12 protein-coding genes are annotated in these 15574 nt (G+C 70.6%); 2 read left to right on the forward strand and 10 right to left on the reverse strand.

The features are described from left to right. Nucleotides 1–49: 49 nt before the first annotated feature. Both OO70_RS23035 and OO70_RS23040 read left to right on the forward strand, forming a co-directional pair. On the forward strand, nt 50–1594 hold the full coding sequence (locus tag OO70_RS23035; protein ID WP_043674612.1) for an alpha/beta hydrolase: 1545 nt from the start codon (nt 50–52) through the stop codon (nt 1592–1594). A 137-nt stretch (nt 1595–1731) separates the two neighbouring features. Next, nucleotides 1732–3294 (forward strand): alpha/beta hydrolase, encoded by a 1563-nt coding sequence (locus OO70_RS23040; protein WP_043674615.1) that lies wholly within the window; start codon nt 1732–1734, stop codon nt 3292–3294. 98 nt (nt 3295–3392) lie between these two features. Here OO70_RS23040 and moeZ read toward each other — a convergent pair whose 3' ends face one another. The 10 genes from moeZ to OO70_RS56880 all read right to left on the reverse strand — a co-directional run bounded on the left by moeZ (nt 3393) and on the right by OO70_RS56880 (nt 15551). After that, on the reverse strand, nt 3393–4571 hold the full coding sequence (gene moeZ, locus OO70_RS23045) for an adenylyltransferase/sulfurtransferase MoeZ (protein WP_043674618.1): 1179 nt from the start codon (nt 4569–4571) through the stop codon (nt 3393–3395). A gap of 63 nt (nt 4572–4634) precedes the next feature. Next, nucleotides 4635–5384: a spherulation-specific family 4 protein gene (locus OO70_RS23050; protein ID WP_043674620.1), complete on the reverse strand. Its 750-nt coding sequence runs from the start codon at nt 5382–5384 to the stop codon at nt 4635–4637. After that, nucleotides 5372–6331 (reverse strand): NAD-dependent epimerase/dehydratase family protein, encoded by a 960-nt coding sequence (locus tag OO70_RS23055; RefSeq protein WP_043674623.1) that lies wholly within the window; start codon nt 6329–6331, stop codon nt 5372–5374. Before OO70_RS23055 ends, OO70_RS23050 begins: the two co-directional genes overlap by 13 nt. Nucleotides 6332–6475: 144 nt before the next feature. After that, nucleotides 6476–7909 (reverse strand): hypothetical protein, encoded by a 1434-nt coding sequence (locus OO70_RS23060; protein ID WP_043674626.1) that lies wholly within the window; start codon nt 7907–7909, stop codon nt 6476–6478. Next, entirely contained in the window at nt 7906–9651 is a 1746-nt protein-coding gene (locus tag OO70_RS23065; RefSeq protein WP_078651532.1) for a DUF3492 domain-containing protein, read from the reverse strand. Before OO70_RS23065 ends, OO70_RS23060 begins: the two co-directional genes overlap by 4 nt. A gap of 223 nt (nt 9652–9874) precedes the next feature. Next, nucleotides 9875–11500 (reverse strand): dipeptide ABC transporter ATP-binding protein, encoded by a 1626-nt coding sequence (locus OO70_RS23070; RefSeq protein WP_043674630.1) that lies wholly within the window; start codon nt 11498–11500, stop codon nt 9875–9877. Next, nucleotides 11497–12495, reverse strand: coding sequence for an ABC transporter permease (locus tag OO70_RS23075; protein ID WP_043674632.1), 999 nt, complete (start codon nt 12493–12495; stop codon nt 11497–11499). Before OO70_RS23075 ends, OO70_RS23070 begins: the two co-directional genes overlap by 4 nt. Further along, nucleotides 12492–13541 carry an ABC transporter permease gene (locus tag OO70_RS23080; RefSeq protein ID WP_043674635.1) on the reverse strand — a complete coding sequence of 350 codons (1050 nt, stop codon included), beginning with the start codon at nt 13539–13541 and terminating at the stop codon, nt 12492–12494. The genes OO70_RS23075 and OO70_RS23080 overlap by 4 nt, the downstream gene beginning before the upstream one ends. Before the next feature lie 4 nt (nt 13542–13545). Continuing rightward, nucleotides 13546–15264: an ABC transporter substrate-binding protein gene (locus OO70_RS23085; RefSeq protein WP_043674638.1), complete on the reverse strand. Its 1719-nt coding sequence runs from the start codon at nt 15262–15264 to the stop codon at nt 13546–13548. Between the two features lie 194 nt (nt 15265–15458). After that, a complete protein-coding gene (locus OO70_RS56880) occupies nt 15459–15551 on the reverse strand; it encodes an Ms4533A family Cys-rich leader peptide (RefSeq protein WP_317886218.1) in 93 nt (30 codons plus the stop codon). Nucleotides 15552–15574: the final 23 nt, after the last annotated feature.

The raw sequence follows: 15574 nt of genomic DNA on the forward strand, positions 1-15574 counted from the left end.
ACGGCCCGTGCCCCGAGCGCCGTGCCGTGTACGACCTCAGGATGGGATCATGCCGACCCCCTCCCGGCTGCGTGCCGCTGCCCTGACCGCCACCGTCGTCCTGCTGTCCGCCACGCTGGCGGGCTGCGGCGGCGACTCCAAGGACGAGGATCCGACGGCCCAGAAGCTGAGCTGGAAGGACTGCCCGGCCCCGTCCGAGTCCGAGGGCGGCGGCACCGCACCGTCACCGCTGCCGAACGGCGGCAAATGGCAGTGCGCCACCATGAAGGCGCCTCTCGACTGGAGCAAGCCCAGGGGCGACACGATCGGGCTCGCGCTGGTCCGGGCGAAGGCCAGCGGTCCCGCGAACAAGCGGATCGGTTCACTCGTCTTCAACTTCGGCGGCCCCGGCGGCTCGGGAGTCACCACGCTCCCCGCGTTCGGCGAGGACTACGCGACCCTGCGCACCCGGTACGACCTGGTGAGCTTCGACCCGCGCGGAGTCGGCCGCAGCGCCGGCGTCAAGTGCGAGAGCGACTCCCAGCTCGACCAGTACTTCCAGCAGGACGCGACCCCGGACACCTCGGCCGAACGCACCAAGCTCCTGGCCAACACCAAGCAGTTCAACGCGGCCTGCGAGAAGAACTCCAAGAAGATGCTCCCCCAGGTGCGCACCACCGACGCGGCCCGCGACATGGACCTGATGCGCCAGGTCCTCGGCGACGACAAGCTGCACTACTTCGGCATCTCCTACGGCACCGAACTCGGCGGTGTCTACGCCCACTTGTTCCCGAAGCACGTGGGGCGTGCCGTCTTCGACGCGGTCGTCGACCCGACCCAGAACTCCGAACAGGGTTCCCTGGGACAGGCCAAGGGCTTCCAGCTCGCGCTCGACAACTTCGCCGACGACTGCACGTCGAAGACCACGGACTGCCCGGTCGGCGACACCGCGCAGGACGTCAAGGACCGCATCGCCAAGCTGCTGAAGAGCCTCGACAGCAAGCCGATCCCGGGGATCTTCCCCCGCCAGCTGACCCAGACCGCCGCGACCAACGGCATCGCGCAGGCGCTGTACTCGAAGGACTTCTGGGAATACCTCACCGAGGGGCTGGAGCAGGCCTACAGCGGTGACGGCAAGGTCCTCATGCTGCTGTCCGACTCGATGAACGGGCGCAGCGAGAACGGCGAGTACAGCAACATCACCGCGGCGAACGTCGCCATCAACTGCGCCGACGACAAGCCGAGGTACACCGCCGACTACGTGGAGCGGAAGCTGCCCGAATTCCGGGCGGCCTCGCCCCTGTTCGGCGACTTCCTTGCCTGGGGCATGGTCACCTGCACCGACTGGGCCGTGCCGGGCGCCGCCGACCATCCCGACGTGAGCGCGAACGGGTCGGCGCCGATCCTCGTCGTGGGCAACACCGGGGACCCGGCCACGCCGTACGAGGGCGCGAAGAAGATGGTCGACGCGCTGGGCAAGGGCGTCGCGGTCGAGCTGACGTACAAGGGCCAGGGGCACGGGGCGTACGACAGCAAGAACAAGTGCGTGCAGAGCGCGGTAAACGGCTATCTGCTGAACGGGAAAGTCCCGGCGGCCGGCACCGTCTGCTCCTGAGCACATCCCCGAATTCCCGGCAAAAGTGCAGGTCAAACGGTTATCCACAGGCTGTCACGGGCTCGGCTCGCGCCGCCTACTATGGCCTGACCGCCATCCGCGGCGTGACGCGGACGGCCTGCGAGGGGGGAATGCACATGGCGCGATTCGTACGGTGGACGGCCCTGATGGCCGCCGCCGCACTGCTGACGGCCGGCTGTAGCAGCGGCTCGTCGGACGACGGCAAGGACGGCGCGGGCGCGGGGGACACCAAGCCGTCCGCAGCCGACTCGTCCTCTTCCACGTCCACCACGGCCGCGCTGCCCGCCTCACTGACCGCGCAGAAGCCGGCCTGGGGGCGCTGCAAGGCCACCGGCGACTCGGCCGCGCCGAGCAGCGACTGGCAGTGCGCGACGCTGAAGGTGCCGCTGGACTGGACGAAGCCGGACGGCTCGACGATCGGTCTCGCGCTGATCCGCTCCAAGGCGACCGGCGGCAACCGCATCGGCTCGCTGCTGTTCAACTTCGGCGGCCCCGGCGGCTCGGGCGTCGACTACATGCCGTCGTACTCCACCACCGTGTCCGCGCTGCACGAGCGTTACGACCTGGTGAGCTGGGACCCGCGCGGGGTCGGCGCCAGCGAAGGCGTCCGCTGCCGCAGCGACAAGGCGATCCAGGCCGCCGAGGACATCGACGCCACTCCGGACACGTCGGCTGAGGAGAACACCTACTTCCAGGACGCCGTCGACTTCGGCAAGGGCTGCGAGAAGGCAGCCGGGAAGTTGATGGCGCATGTGTCGACGACCGACACGGCCCGCGACATGGACCTGATGCGCCAGGTGCTGGGCGACGCGAAGATGCACTACTTCGGCATCTCGTACGGCACCGAACTCGGCGGTGTCTACGCCCACTTGTTCCCGAAGAAGGTGGGGCGGCTGACCCTGGACGCGGTCGTCGACCCGAGCGCCGACTCGGTGGGCCACGCCCTGAACCAGACGAAGGGCTTCCAGCGCGCGCTGGACGACTACCTCAAGTCGACGGGCCAGGACCCGGATCAGGGCTCGCAGAAGATCGCGGCCCTGCTGAAGCGGCTCGACTCCACACCGCTGGCGACCTCGTCCGGCCGGAAGCTGACCCAGACGCTCGCGCTGACCGGCATCGTCCTTCCGCTGTACAGCAAGGAGGGCTGGCCGACCCTGACCAGCGCCCTGAACTCCGCGGAAGAGGGGGACGGTTCGGAGCTCCTGGCGCTCGCCGACGGCTACAACGACCGTGACAGCGCGGGGCACTACGGCACGACGACCCATTCCCAACGAGTCATATCGTGCTTGGACGACAAGCAGCGGCCGACGCCCGCGCAGATGCAGAAGCTGCTGCCCGAGTTCGAGAAGGTCTCCCCGGTGTTCGGCGAGTTCATGGGCTGGGACACGGCCGGGTGGTGCCACGACTGGCCGGTGGCCGGGCAGTACGACACTCCGGAGGTCAGCGCGCCCGGTGCGGCGCCGATCCTGGTGGTCGGCAACACCGGGGACCCGGCGACGCCGTACGAGGGGGCCCGCAAGATGGTCGACGAGCTGGGCAAGGGCGTCGGTGTGGAGCTGACCTGGAAGGGCGAGGGGCACGGGGCGTACGGGAGCGGGAGCGACTGTGTCGACTCGACGGTGAACGCGTATCTACTGAAGGGCACGGTGCCCAAGGACGGCAAGGTCTGCGCCTCGTAACGCGTACGTCCGCTCGGACCGCTGCCCGAATCTCTGCCCGGGCAGCGGAAAGGGGCCCGGCGCCTGTGGTGCCGAGCCCCTCCCGGGAAGGTGTGCGTCTAGTAGACCGGCTTGTCGGGCTCGATCTGGTTGACCCAGCCGATCACGCCGCCGCCGACGTGGACCGCGTCCGCGAAACCGGCGGACTTGAGGACGGCGAGGACCTCCGCACTGCGGACACCCGTCTTGCAGTGCAGGACGATCTTCTTGTCCTGCGGGAGGGTCTCCAGGGCGGTGCCCATGAGGAACTCGTTCTTGGGGATCAGCTTGGCGCCGGGGATCGAGACGATCTCGTACTCGTTGACCTCGCGGACATCGATGATCTCGATGTTCTCGCCGTCGTCGATCCACTCCTTGAGCTGCTTGGGAGTGATCGTCGAGCCGGCGGCCGCCTGCTGGGCCTCCTCGGAGACGACGCCGCAGAAGGCCTCGTAGTCGATGAGCTCGGTGACGGTCGGGTTCTCGCCGCAGACCGCGCAGTTCGGGTCCTTGCGGACCTTGACCTGGCGGTACTGCATCTCCAGGGCGTCGTAGATCATCAGGCGGCCGACCAGCGGGTCGCCGATGCCGGTGAGGACCTTGATCGCCTCGGTGACCTGGATGGAGCCGATGGACGCGCACAGCACGCCCAGGACGCCGCCCTCGGCGCAGGAGGGGACCATGCCGGGGGGCGGGGGCTCCGGGTAGAGGCAGCGGTAGCAGGGGCCGTGCTCGGACCAGAAGACGGAGGCCTGGCCGTCGAAGCGGTAGATCGAACCCCACACGTACGGCTTGTTCAGCAGGACGGCGGCGTCGTTGACCAGGTAGCGGGTCGCGAAGTTGTCCGTGCCGTCGACGATCAGGTCGTACTCGCGGAAGATGTCCAGCACGTTCTCGGCCTCGAGGCGCTCCTCGTGCAGGACCACGTTCACGTACGGGTTGATGCCCAGCACGGAGTCGCGGGCGGACTCCGCCTTGGAGCGGCCGATGTCGGCCTGGCTGTGGATGATCTGGCGCTGCAGGTTCGACTCGTCGACCTCGTCGAACTCCACGATGCCGAGCGTGCCCACGCCCGCCGCGGCCAGGTACATCAGCGCCGGCGAGCCCAGTCCGCCGGCGCCCACACAGAGCACCTTGGCGTTCTTGAGCCGCTTCTGCCCGTCCATGCCCACGTCGGGGATGATCAGGTGGCGGGAGTACCTGCGGACCTCGTCTACGGTGAGCTCGGCAGCCGGCTCGACCAGGGGTGGCAGCGACACGGGGACTCCGTTGGTCGGTCAATCACTACAGTTGTTCTCCCCGTAACACTGCCATGCCCTTCTTCATTCCGAGACACCCGTTCCGATCCGCGAGACGATCTCGTCCCAGTAGCCGGGCATCGTCTCCCAGGGGTCGGTGCGGCCGCCGCGATCGGTGCGGTCCGTGAAGTAGATGGTCGAGGCGCCCTGCCAGCGGGCGATGCGCAGCGCCTCGTCGAGATGGCCGCGCGGAACGCCGTGCACGAAGTGGCAGAAGCGTTCGGGCGGGTGGTCGGCGGTCCACTCGGCGACCTGCGACCAGCGGTAGTGGCTCCAGGGGCCGGAGAAGGTCACCAACTGGTCGGCGCACTCGGCGTATCCGGGGTGCGGGTGGGTGCCGTGCCCCAGGACGATGTGGGCGCCGTCGCAAATCTCGCGGAGCGCGGTGACCGTGCGGCGGACCTCGGGAAGCGCGGCGCCTTCGGTGGGGCAGCGGTCCAGGAGGAAGCCGTCGACCCGGTACCAGTCGCGATAGCGGTGCGCCTCGGAGATCAGGTCGCCGAAGGTGCGGGCGCCGTGCGCGGAGTCCAGGTGGCCGAGGACCCGGACGCCGGTGTTGCGGAGCCGGCCGGCCGCTTCCAGGCAGTGCGGGTCGGGGCGGGCCCCCGGGCCGGAGGAGACGTTGAGGACGACCCAGTGCAAGGGGGTGCCGGGGCGGGTGAGTTCGCCCCATTCGGTGGGGGCGACGAGGGGGTGGGCGTAGCCGGGGATGCCGAAGCCGGTGCGGACGCCGGTGGTCGCGGTGCCCGGGGTCGTGCTGGTCAGATGCGGCATGCCGCCTCCATCCAGATGTCGGCGAGGGACTCCTCGAGGTTGATCCGGGGCCGCCAGCCGAGCCGGTCGCGCGCGGTGCGCACATCGGCCTGCTGCCAGCTGCCGCAGCCGTCCGGGTACGGGTACGCAACCGGGGCCGCGTGGTCGGGGTCGCTGCGGGGGTGGCCGATGGCGGCCCGCAACGGCCCGGGCGGGCCGTCGAGTTCGTGCAGCGCGCCGCCGTATCCGGCGACGCGGGCGAGGACGGCGGCGGCGTCGCGCAGCCGGACCGCACGACCGGAGCCGATGTTGATGACACCCTGCGCCGCGGAGAGCGAGGCGGCGTGGACCGCGCGGGCCACGTCCCGTACGTCGACGAAGTCGCGTTGCGCGCCCAGGCCGCCGAGTTTGAGTTCGCCGTCGCCGGACTGCATGGCCCGGCGCATGGCCTCGGCGAGCCGGCCGAGCGGGGAACCGGCGGGGGTGCCGGGTCCGGCGGGCGAGAAGACGCGCAGGACGACGGCGTCGAGACCGGAGCCCAGGACCAGTTCGGTGGCGGCGAGTTTGCTGACGCCGTACGGGCCGCCGGGGCGGGGTACGGCGTCCTCGGCCGTGGAGGAACCGGGCTGGCTCGGCCCGTACTCGGCGCCGCAGCCGATCTGCACGAGCCGGGCTCCGCAGCCGCTGCGGCGCAGTGCCTCGCAGACGGTGGCGACGGCGACGGTGTTGTGCCGGGTGAGTTCGCGGGCGCCGCCTCTGGTGGCGCCGGCGCAGTTGATGACGACTCCGGGGTGGACGGCGTCGAGGAACCGGGTGAGCGCTCCGGGGCTGCCGGACGCGAGGTCGAAACGGACGTCGGCGTCGTCGCCGCGGCCGAGCGCGGTGAGCTGGACGGCCGGGTCGGCGAGCAGGCGGTCGGCGACGAAGCGGCCGAGGTAACCGTTGGCTCCGATCAGCAGGACCCTCATCGGACGGCTCCCGGGGCCGACTCTCCGGATCGGGAGGTGATCATCTGGTGTTCTCCTTCACAAGGTGATGCGGTTGCCTCCGGCGGTGGGGCCGGGCGCCTGCGGCTGGGTGACGGGACTGGTTGGCGTGGGGGCATGTCCGTGTCACCGCGGCTCGTCCGCCGGCGCGTGCGCGGAGGCTCTGGTCAGCGTGCGGGTGGTGTGGAACAGGAGGATCAGGGCGGCGACTCCGCAGGCGAGGGCGGGGATGCTGCCCGGGCCCCAGGAGTCCATGAGGGTTTCGACGGGGGTGGCCAGGAAGCCGCAGCCGGGGAGCCGGCCGATGAAGTCCAGGCACAGGGCCGTCGCCTCGGTCGCGGCTGCCGCGCCGAGGGCGAGGGTCGGCGCGTGGGTGAAGCCGTGGACGGTGAGGAGGCGGGCGAGCAACAACAGGGCGCCCAGGGTGAGGGCCTGCGCGTAGGCGGCAGGCTCGCCCAGGACCGCGCCGCAGAGAGCGAGCAGGGCGGTGAGGGCACACAGGAACAGAGCGAACGTGCCGAGCAGCAGCGGTTGCACGGAGTCGGCGAAGTCCTCCAGGCCGCGGCTGGTCGCGAGCTTGCGCCGGGCGCGTACGGCGAAGTGGTGGGCGCACCAGGCCGCGGGGGCGCAGGCCAGGGTGAGGGCCAGGACGGGTGCGGTGGCCGGCGACCAGGGTCCGCCCGTGGCGCCGGTCGGCAGGCCGTCGGGCCCGCCGTCGTCCGCCGCGCGGAGCAGTCCGTCGCCGAGGAGGGCGTAGGCGAGCAGCCAGTACGTCCACAGGCGCGTACCGGGCGGCGTGCGCCACGCGTGCGTGCCGGGCGGGGTGCTCAGCGGACCGCGGCCGAGCGCCAGGCGCACGCCGAGGGCCACGGCCAGGACGCCGACGACGGCCACCGTCAGCCGCAGCCGACCGTCCGTGAGGCGCAGGCCGGTCACGGTCGCGGCGCAGAGGACTCCGGGCAGGAGGGCGAGTACGGCCCAGCCGGCGCGGGGTGGCTGCGCGGCCGCGGCGTCGGGGTGCGGGGTCGCCGCGTCGTCCCTGGGCACGCGTGCGTACATCTCCTCGGCGAGCGAGAAGACGTCCCGGTGCCGGAAACGGGCAGCGGTCCGGTCGGTGACCCCGTGCGCCTCAAGGCCCGCCGCGATCTCCAACGGGTCGACGGCACGCTCGCACAGCTCACGGTGCCGGTGCATCAGCGCCTTCACGGGGTCGGCTGCGCCGCGCCGGGTGGGGGCGGGTTTGCGGGGGGTCTGGTCGGGCGTGGTGCGGGGGGTGAGTGGCTGCTTCGGGTTCCTCTCCCCCGAGTCCCCCTCGCTCAGGTCCCGAACCCCGACTCCGCCCGGCACGTCCCGCGCCGGCCCCTGCTCGCCCGGTACGCCGAGATCGTCGAGTTCCTCACCGCCGAGTGGGCGCGCGAGCGTCGGCGTCCCTGGCTCGCCCGGCGCTTCCCCCTCCGTCTCCGACTCCCCCCGTCCGCCAAGCCACTCCTCCGACTGCGCATCCCACGCCCCCGCGCCACCGGGCCTCCCGGGGCGGTCGAGTTCGCCGAGGCCGCTCATCGGGCCGCCTCCGTCGCGGGCAAGGGAGTTGTCGCGCGTACCGGCGCTCCCGCCGCCCAGCGTGGGCCGCCTCGGGCGACGACGCGGGCCGTCGGGCCCGTCCTGGGGCCGGTCCAGCGGCCGGGGACGTGGCCCTCGGCGGGGGCGGCGAAGGGAAGGGGGTCACCGGCGTCGTCGAGGACTACGCGGTGGATCGGGGAGTGCGAGACGATCTCCAGGTAAATGCCGTGAAATGCCGTGATGTTCTGTTCGATGGTGAACAGTTCGAGTGCGCGGGCGCGCGCGGCGGCGCCGAGGCGCTCACGGCGCTCGGGGTCGCGCAGCAGGCTCACGCACGCCTCGGCGAGCGCCCGTGGATTGCGCGGGGGGACGACGAGCCCCGTGCCGCCGATGACCTCGACGACCGCGCCGACGTCGGTGGACACGGTGGCCCGGCCGCAGAACATGGCTTCGACCAGGCCGATCGGGAAGCCCTCGACGACGCTGGAGAGGACGATCACCGTGCCGGCCGCGTACGCCTCGGCGAGCGTGGGGGCTTCCGGGCCGCCGATCTCCTCGAAGGACACCGGGTTGTCGCCGACCGCGTGCACACCCTCGGCCTCGTCGGGAAAGAGTTGCGCGGCCAGTGCCCGGCAGTGGCCCAGGTAGGCCTCGCCCTCGGCGCCGGAGGCCGCTCCGACGATCCGCAGGCGCGCCTTGGGCTCCTCCTTGCGGATCTCCGCGAAGGCGTGGAGCAGGGAGATCAGGTCCTTCGCGGGTTCGATACGGCCGACCCACACGAGCGTGTCCGCGTCGGCGCGGTCGGCCTCCTCGCCCACCTCCGCGAAGCGGGACGCCTCCATGCCCGGGTAGACCGTGCGGATCTTCGTACGGTCGGCGCCGCAGCGTTCCTGCCAGCGGCGGGTGTGGCTGTTGCCGGGGGTGATCAGCGCGGCCCGCCGGTAGATCTCGGCGGCCAGCCTGCTGTGGAAGGCGCCGAGCAGGGCCCGTACGGCGGGCGGGGCGTCGGCGGAGGCCAGGTAGTGCGTCCGCAGCTGCACGCCGTACTCGGTCACCAGCAGCGGTACGCCGGCGAAGTGCCGGGCGAGCAGGCCGGGCAGGGCCGCGGTGCCGCCGGCCGTGGCGTGGCAGAGGTCTACGGAGCCGAGGGCGTCGTCCTCGTACCAGTCGAGCGAGAGGGGGCGCAGGGCGCGTTCCAAGTGCGCGGCGACGGTGAGGAGTTCGGGTACGCGCGCCTCGCGTGCCGTGCGGAGTGCGCCGGGCGCACGACAGGCGCGTTCCAGCGCACGTACGGCGCGTTCGGAGCGCAGCGCGGTGACGAGTCCGCCCTCGTCGCGGGCGAGTTCCGCGAGCCCGTACAGCGCGTTGGCGAAACGGTCCGCCACATCGGCGGAGGCCGCCGCCGGAAGCTCCGTGGGCCCTGTGACGGCGGTGTCGGAAGCCTGCCCGTCGCCCGCGCACAGCACGGCCGCCAGTTCCTCGTAGCACTCGCCGAACCGCCGGCGCGCGCGGCGCCCGTGCACCACTCCGTCGTCCTCGGCGCTCCACAGCGGCGCGGTACGCACCCGGCTGACCTGGGGCGGCAGTTCGAGCCAGCCCTCGCTCTCCTGGCGCTCGCTGCGGCTGAGCGCGTAGATGTCGAACTCGTGCTGCCCGAGCCCGCGTACGAGCCGGTCGCACCAGAGTCTGGCGTCACCGCTCACATACGGATAGCCACCCTCCGTAAGCAGTCCTATGCGCACGGGCACACCCCCGATCTCCCATATGGGGAGCCGCCGTTGACCCGGCGGCTCGCAGCGGGACGAACGTATGCGGACAAGGCGGTGGCGCGATGGACGGTTGTCCATCGCGCCACCAAAAGGGGTGAACGGTCGTAACTTTCCCGTGCGGGTCGCGTTCGCTCGCGCTAAGGGATCACTTCGGGATCACTGAACGACCATCAGGAAGAGGATCGTTCAACGATCCTCACGCCGTCGCCAACTCCCGTCGCACCGCCCTGCGCTGAGCCGCGACCTGGGGATCGAGGGCCGGTACGGCGGCGAGGAGTTGCTTCGTGTACGGGTCCTGCGGGGAGTCGTAGACCTCGTCGGCGGGGCCTTGTTCAACGATCCTCCCGCGTCGCATCACTGCGACCCGGTCGCTGACCTGGCGTACGACGGCGAGGTCGTGGGCGACGAACACGAGCGCGAGGCCCAGTTCGCGCTGGAGTTCGCCGAGCAGGGCGACGACCTGGGCCTGTGTGGTGACGTCGAGCGCGGAGACGGGTTCGTCGCACACGATCACGCGCGGGTCGGCCGCGAGCGCCCGTGCGATGCCGACGCGCTGGCGCTGACCGCCGCTGAACTCGTGCGGGTAGCGGTCGTAGTGCGCCCCTTCGAGCCCCACGCGCTCCAGCAGTTCGCTTACGCGCCCCCGAATGCGCCCCTCGTCTCGTTCGCCACGCGCGCGGAGCGGGTCGGCGATCGACTCGCCCACGCTGCGGCGGGGGTTGAGGGAGGAGACGGGGTCCTGGAAGACCATCTGGACGTCGGGGCGTACGCCTCCGCCGGGCTTGATCTCGCCGGCCGTCGGCTTCAGCAGCCCGACCAGCATCCGGCCCAGCGTCGTCTTGCCGCTGCCGCTCTCGCCCACGATGCCGAGGGTCTCGCCCCGGTGGATCGTCAGCGACACGTCGTCCACGGCCGCGAACGCCCTCTTCCCGCGCCCGAATTCGCGCCGCAGGCCCGTGGCCTCCAGGACGACCTCCGCGTTCGTCAGGGACGCCTCGGAGGGCGCCCGCGGCACGTCCACGCGCGGGACCGCGCCGAGCAGATCCCGGGTGTACGGCTCGGTCGGCGCCCCGAGCACGGTGTCCACCGGCCCGTGTTCGACGGCCCGCCCGTGCCGCATGACCAGGATCTCGTCGACGCTCTCGGCGGCCACACCCACGTCGTGCGTGACGAGCAGCAGCCCCAGGCCGGTCTCCTCGCGCAGCGTGTGCAGCAGGTCGAGGATCTGCGCCTGGACGGTCACATCGAGCGCGGTCGTCGGCTCGTCGGCGATCAACAGGTCCGGCTCACAGGCGAGCGCCATGGCGATGAGCGCGCGCTGCCGCATCCCGCCGCTGAACTCGTGCGGGCGCGAACGCGATCGCCGTAGCGCGTCCGGAATTCCCACCCGGTCCAGTACCTCGACGGCACGCGCGCGTGCCGCCCGACGCGACACGCGCGTGTGCACGCGATAGACCTCGGCTATCTGGTCACCGATCGCGTAGTACGGGTCCAGGGACGACAGCGGGTCCTGGAAGACCATCGCGGCCTTCCCGCCGCGCAACAGCCTCAGGTCCGCGTCGGACGCCTCCTGTACGTCGATGCCGGCCACGCGCACCGAGCCGCCGACGTCGGCCCCCGTGCCACGGTGCAGCCCCAACAGGGCCGAGGCGACCGTGGACTTGCCCGAGCCGGACTCGCCGACCAGGCCGAGCGCGGCGCCCTTCTCCAGGCTGAAGGAGAGGCCGTCGACGGCGCGCAGCGACCCGAACCCGACGGTCAGGTCGGTGACTTCCACCAGGACGTCCGTCGAGCCGTCCACCGAGCTGTTCACCAGGCTCATGCGAGCACCACCCGTCGGTCGGCCACCGCGTACAGCACGTCCGCGACGGCGTTGGCGATGACTACGAAGAAGCCGATGACGAGGACCATGCCGACGACCACAGGAAGGTCGACGACATTGACGGCATGGACGAGTTCCTGTCCGATGCCGGGCAGTCCGAAGAGCGTCTCGGTGAGCACCGCGCCGCCGACCGCCGAGCCGACGTTGTTGGCGTTGAGCGCGATGATCGGCGCGAACGCCCCGCGCAGCGCGTGCCGTCCGATGATCGACCGCTCGCCGACGCCGTACGCGCGGAACGTGCGGATGTGGTCCTCGGCGAGCGTCTCCAGCATCGACGCCCGGGTGAGCCGGGCGAACGCGGCGGCTTCGATGAGGGCCAGCGAGAGCCAGGGCAACAGCAGGTTCCAGGCCCACTGTTCGGGGTCGTCGGTGAGGCCGACGTACTGCGGGAAGGGCAGCAGTTGGAGCTGCCCGCAGACGACGATCATCAGCACCAGGCCGATCACGAAGACCGGGGTGGCGACGCCCGCGAGGGTGATGCCGGTCAGCAGGCGCTCGGTGAACCGGCCGCGCCGCCACGCGGACAGGACGCCGGTGCCGACCCCGAGGATCAGCCACAGCACCATCGCGCCGAACACGAGCGACAGGCTGACTGGCAGTTTCGCCAGGATCAGCTGGGTGACCTGCTGGTCGCCCTGGTACGACAGCCCGAGGCAGGGCGCCGAGCAGTGCTCCACGGAGGTGCCCGTGGAGTAGTCCTGGCCGACGAGGATGCCCTGAAGGAAGTGCCAGTAGCGGAGGTACAGCGGGTCGTCGAGCCTCAACTGCTGGGCGACCTGGTGCACTTGCTCCGGGGAGCAGCGCGGGCCGCAGGTGATCTGAGCGACGTTGCCGGGGGTGACGAAGAAGACGACGTAGACGATCACCGAGATGGCGAGCAGGGTGATCACGGTGCCGATACCGCGGCGCAGGACGAACCCTCCGAAGCCGCTCATGAACTGGCCTCCTTGGAATTCGCGCTCTTCGTAGTCGTGCCCTTGGCGCTCGCGTCCGCCTTGGCCTCGCGCTTGCGGCCGGTGCCGATCCGCAGGCGGGAGGCCGCGCGCGGGTCGAGGGCCGTGCGGATGCCGTCGCCCAGGACGGTCAGCGACAGGACGGTGACGAAGAGGGCGCCGGCGGGCAGCAGCAGGTACTGCGGGGCGGCCTGGTACCAGACGTCGGCGGCGGTGAGCATCTGTCCCCAGGAGGGCGTCGGGGGCTTCACACCGACGCCGAGGAAGGACAGCGCGGCTTCGGTGGTGATGTTGATCGGTACGAGGAGCGCCGCGTACGTGATGACGGGGGCGGCCAGCCCGGGAAGCAGTTCGCGGCGGGCGATGCGCCAGGTGCCCCAGCCGCTGAGCCGGGCGGCGGAGACGTAGTCGAGCTCCTTGAGGGTGAGCGTCTGGGCGCGCACGATCTTCGCGATGTTGCCCCAGGCGATGAGCCCGATGACGAGCGCGACCAGCAGGGGCCGCGGGAAGCTGCTGGGCACGATCGCCAGCAGGGCCAACGACATGATCATCAACGGCATCGCCACGATGATGTCGGTGATCCGGCTCAACAGTTGATCAACCCATCGACTGCCGAGCGCGGCCGCGACACCGATCACTACCCCGATGGTGACCTGTACGACGGTCGCCCCCAGGGCGACGCCGAGCGAGACCCGGGCGCCGTACGCGAGGCGGGCGAAGAGGTCGCGGCCTGTCTGCGGTTCGACGCCGAGCCAGTGGTCGGCGGTGATGCCCCCGAGGGAGCCGGTCGGCACGCCCCCGCGCGCGGAGTCGATGAGCGAGGGGTGGTAGGTGAAGGGGTCCTGGCCCTCGATCGCGGTGAGCAGCGGCGCGGCGAGCGCGACCAGGACGAGCAGGGCGACGACGACCGCCGCAACGAGGGCGGCGCGCTGCGCGCGCAGCCGCCGCCAGAACTGACGGGCCCCCGAGCCCGCCGGGACGGAGACGTCCGTCCCGGCGGGCTGGGAGGCGACAAGTGCCTCGCTCATGGGGTTACTTGACCGCGACCTGGGAGATGTCCAGGACGCCGGTCCAGTCGCTGATCACGACGTTCTTGATGTCCTTGCCGACCAGTCGCTTGTAGACGGGGTGGAACAGCGGCACGGTCAGGGCCTGCTCGCCGATCTTCTTGTCCAGTGCACCCCACCGCTTGGCGGCCTCGTCAAGATTCGTCAACTTGTTGATCGCGTCAATCTCGGCATTGACCGACTTGTCATTGAGCAGGCCGGTGTTGAAGTTCGCGCCGTCCTTGACGATCTGACGGCCGTCGAAGATCGGGGCGAGGAAGGGACCGCCGGAGGGCCAGTCGGCACCCCAGTGGGCGAGGAAGAAGCCCGGCTCGGTCTTGACGCTGTGGATCTTGTCCTTGTAGTCGTTGATCTCCAGGCCCTGCAGCTTGACGGTGATGCCGGCCTTCTTGAGCGCGTCCTGGATCGCGGTCGCGATCTCCGGGCTGGTCTCGAAGTCCTTGTCGTTGGAGTGCGTCAGGGTGACGGTGATCCCCTTCGGGTAACCGGCCTCCTTCAGCAGCTCCTTGGCCTTGGCCGCGTTGCCGGAAGCGCCCGCCGGGAAGAGGTCGTAGGGGTCGTAGCCGAAGGACTTCTGGTTCGGCAGGAACGTGGTCGCGGCCTCGGCGAGCGACGAACCGCCGGCCGCGTTGACCACCGACGACCGGTCGATGGCGTACGAGATCGCCTGCCGCACCTTGACGTTGTTGAACGGCGCGACCGTCGGGTTGAACGCGATGTAGTTCGTGTAACCGAAGTGCCCGGTGCCGACGCGCGCCGCGAGCTCCTTGTCACCGGTCACCTTGGCCAGCTCGGCCGGCCCGAGGTTGGTGTCCGTCGTCACGGCGGCGGCGTCCGTCCCCTGGGACGACGACAGCCGCTGGTTGATCACGGACGAGTCGAGCCCCGACTTCACGTCGATCTTGTCCGGGTAGGCCTTGCGCTCGGCGTCCGTGGCCGTGGACCAGTACTTGTTGCGCTCCAGGACGAGCGTCTCACCGTCGTTCTGGTTACTGACGACCTTGTACGGCCCCGACGAGATCGGGTGCTGCTCGTACTTCGTCCCCGTGTCCTTCGCCTTCGGGACGGGTGTGAACTGCGTCTGCGTGGCGAGGTAGGGGAACTCGCCCTCGGGCTTGTTCAGATGAAAGACGATGGTCAGGCTGTCAGGAGTCTCAATGGCGCTGAGCCCCTTCTTGTCCTTGTACGGCCCCTGGTAGTCGGCCGCGCCGACCAGCCAGTCCCTCAAGTAGGGCGCACCCCCGGAGAGTTCGGGGGCGAAGGAGCGCTCGATGCCGTACTTGATGTCGGCCGAGGTGATCGCGGTGCCGTCCTCGTACTTGAGGCCCTTCTTCAGGGTGTACGTCCACACGGTCGCGTCCTTGTTGGGGCGCCCGGTGTCGGTGGCGAGGTCCGGGACGACCTTGGCGCCGGCCGCGCCGTTCTCGCGGTTGCGAGTGGTAAGGGTGCGGAAGACGAGGGACGGGACGTTGCCGCCGCCGGAGGTGTACAGGCGCGCCGGGTCGAAGTCCTCCTGGGGGTTGGAGTTCAGGACCGTGAGCGTGCCGCCCTTGTGCGGCGTGGAGTCGCCACCGGAGCCCTTGGCATCGTTGTCCTTCGGCCCGCAGGCGGCGGCGCCCGCTGCCACGGCCAGGCTGACGGATGCCACGGCCACGCGCCGGGCTATGACGGACGGTTGACGCATCGGAATGACGACCTCTCGGGGGGATGCTCGGGAATTCTCATGGGGTTTCCCGAATAGTGAGACAGATGGACGAGGGGTGAGACGGAAGTGAACAGGCGTCTGCCCCGGCGTCAGGTCGTCGGAAATGCCCTGCCGAAGTCACACGGGCAAGGGCGTGATGGTGCGGGTCGCGACACGAACGCCAGGGGCGGTGTTCAGCGACAGAGGATGTCGGCCACGCAGAGCGGGGTCACGCCGATGAGCGCCAGCTCGATGGCGGCGCGATTCGCGACATGACTAGACCACATGCCCAAAAATATGAAGGAAGTTG

The organism is Streptomyces xylophagus (assembly GCF_000716435.1).
Lineage (GTDB): Bacteria > Actinomycetota > Actinomycetes > Streptomycetales > Streptomycetaceae > Streptomyces > Streptomyces xylophagus.

What these genes read in the sequence shown, in the direction of transcription:
- OO70_RS23035 (WP_043674612.1), top strand. Translation starts at nt 50, where the DNA reads ATGCCGACCCCCTCCCGGCTGCGTGCCGCTGCCCTGACCGCCACCGTC.
- OO70_RS23055 (WP_043674623.1), bottom strand. Translation starts at nt 6,331, where the DNA reads ATGAGGGTCCTGCTGATCGGAGCCAACGGTTACCTCGGCCGCTTCGTC.
- OO70_RS23060 (WP_043674626.1), bottom strand. Translation starts at nt 7,909, where the DNA reads ATGAGCGGCCTCGGCGAACTCGACCGCCCCGGGAGGCCCGGTGGCGCG.
- OO70_RS23075 (WP_043674632.1), bottom strand. Translation starts at nt 12,495, where the DNA reads ATGAGCGGCTTCGGAGGGTTCGTCCTGCGCCGCGGTATCGGCACCGTG.
- OO70_RS23070 (WP_043674630.1), bottom strand. Translation starts at nt 11,500, where the DNA reads ATGAGCCTGGTGAACAGCTCGGTGGACGGCTCGACGGACGTCCTGGTG.
- OO70_RS23085 (WP_043674638.1), bottom strand. Translation starts at nt 15,264, where the DNA reads ATGCGTCAACCGTCCGTCATAGCCCGGCGCGTGGCCGTGGCATCCGTC.
- OO70_RS56880 (WP_317886218.1), bottom strand. Translation starts at nt 15,551, where the DNA reads ATGTGGTCTAGTCATGTCGCGAATCGCGCCGCCATCGAGCTGGCGCTC.
- OO70_RS23080 (WP_043674635.1), bottom strand. Translation starts at nt 13,541, where the DNA reads ATGAGCGAGGCACTTGTCGCCTCCCAGCCCGCCGGGACGGACGTCTCC.
- OO70_RS23040 (WP_043674615.1), top strand. Translation starts at nt 1,732, where the DNA reads ATGGCGCGATTCGTACGGTGGACGGCCCTGATGGCCGCCGCCGCACTG.
- OO70_RS23050 (WP_043674620.1), bottom strand. Translation starts at nt 5,384, where the DNA reads ATGCCGCATCTGACCAGCACGACCCCGGGCACCGCGACCACCGGCGTC.